Source organism: Streptomyces roseifaciens, from assembly GCF_001445655.1.
GTDB lineage: Bacteria > Actinomycetota > Actinomycetes > Streptomycetales > Streptomycetaceae > Streptomyces > Streptomyces aureoversilis.
In genome coordinates, this window is the sequence record NZ_LNBE01000001.1 from 1 (window position 1) to 1729 (window position 1729).

Here is a 1729-nt window from a genome sequence, read left to right on the forward strand (position 1 = left end):
CGGCCGCTCGGACCGCTCAGCCTTCGCCGCATCCTCGGTCTTCTCCTGCACAAGCCCGGACCGCATCTCTTCGGCTCGTGCCAGGCAGGCCTGTTCCGCCTCCACCGACTCGAAGACCTGCAACGATCCGATCGGTGCCTCCGGGGCGTCAGCGACTCCCTCCAGCACGCGTACCATCCGGTCCGCGAGGAGCTGCACGGTCGGCTGGTCGAACAAGTCCGTGGCGAACTCCATACCGCCGCGGATACCTGCCGGCCGCCCTTCGGAGTCCCACTCCTCCTCGAATTCGACGTTCAGATCGAACTTCGCCGGAGACGCGTGAACCGATTCCCGTGCCGCCGTGAGGCCCGGCAGATCCAGTTCACCAGCCGCATTGTTCTGCAGGGTGAGAAGGACCTGGAAGAGCGGGTGGCGTGAGCTGAAGCGGTCGGGGTTGATCTCCTCGACCAGTCGCTCGAACGGGACGTCCTGGTGCGCGAACGCAGCGAGGTCGGTGTCGCGGACGCGTTCGAGGAGCTCGGCGAAGGCCGGATCGCCGGATACGTCCGTGCGGAGGACGAGGGTGTTGACGAAGAAGCCGACGAGATTGTCGAGTGCTTCGTCGGTGCGTCCGGCGACGACGGTGCCGAGGGGGATGTCGCTGCCCGCGCCCATGCGGGAGAGGAGGGTGGCCAGGGCGGCCTGCAGGACCATGAAGAGGGTGGCGCCGTGGCGGCGGGCCAGGTCGTCCAGGCGGGTGTGCAGGTCGGCATCGAGCGCGAACTCCACCAGCCCGCCCTCGTGACTGGGTGCGACAGGGTGTGGTCGGTCGGTCGGGAGCGCCAGTTCCTGGGGCGCGCCGGAGAGCTCCTCCGCCCAGTAGGCGAGCTGATCGTCCAGGACCTCGTCGAGGAGTTCCTGGTGCCAGAGGGTGTAGTCGGCGTACTGCACCGGCAGCGGCTCCCAGACCGGTGCGCCACCTGCACACCTGGCCCGGTACGCGGTCGCCAGGTCGTCGAGGAGCGGCTCCTCGGACCAGCCGTCGCTCGCGATGTGGTGCAGGGTCAGCAGCAGCACCGACTCAGCGTCACCCACCGTGGCCAGCGTGACCCTCAGCGGGATCTCCCGCTCCAATGCGAACGGTACGAGTGCCGCGTCACCGAGCCGCTGCGCCAGTTCCTCCTGGTCTGCGCACTCCAGCACCGTGAAGTCCACGTGGGCGTCGCGGGCGTCGAGTACCCGCTGGTAGGGCCGACCGTCGATGGCGGGGAACACCGTACGCAACGTCTCGTGCCGGCCGACCAGGTCACTGATCGCCGCCCGCAGAGCAGCCACGTTCACCCGGCCCCGCAGTCGGAAGGCGAGCGGAACCTGGTACGTACCCTGCTTCTCGAAGCGCTCCAGGTACCACAACCGCTGTTGTGCGGACGACAGCGGCAGCATCTCCGGACGCTCCCGAGCCGTCAGTGCCCTACGGGCCTCGACCGGTGCGGCAGCCAACCGGTCGGCGATTCCGGCGACCGTCGGATAGCGGAAGAGGTCGTGAATGCCGAGTTCTGCGCCGAGGACGGTGCGGATGCGGCTGATGAGGCGTGTGGCGAGGAGGGAGTGTCCGCCGAGGGCGAAGAAGTTGTCGTCCGTGCCGACGACAGGGGTGTCGAGCACTTCGGCGAAGAGGCCGCAGAGGATCTCTTCCTGCGCCGAGCGCGGGCCACGGGCACCCGGCCGCTCGGACCGCTCAGCCTTCGCC

The 1729-nt window shown here is 68.8% G+C and carries 1 protein-coding gene; it reads right to left on the minus strand.

Annotated features, from left to right (window positions below):
* A partial coding sequence (locus AS857_RS00005) for a condensation domain-containing protein (RefSeq protein WP_245699511.1) occupies nt 1-1729 on the minus strand: 1729 nt, incomplete at both ends.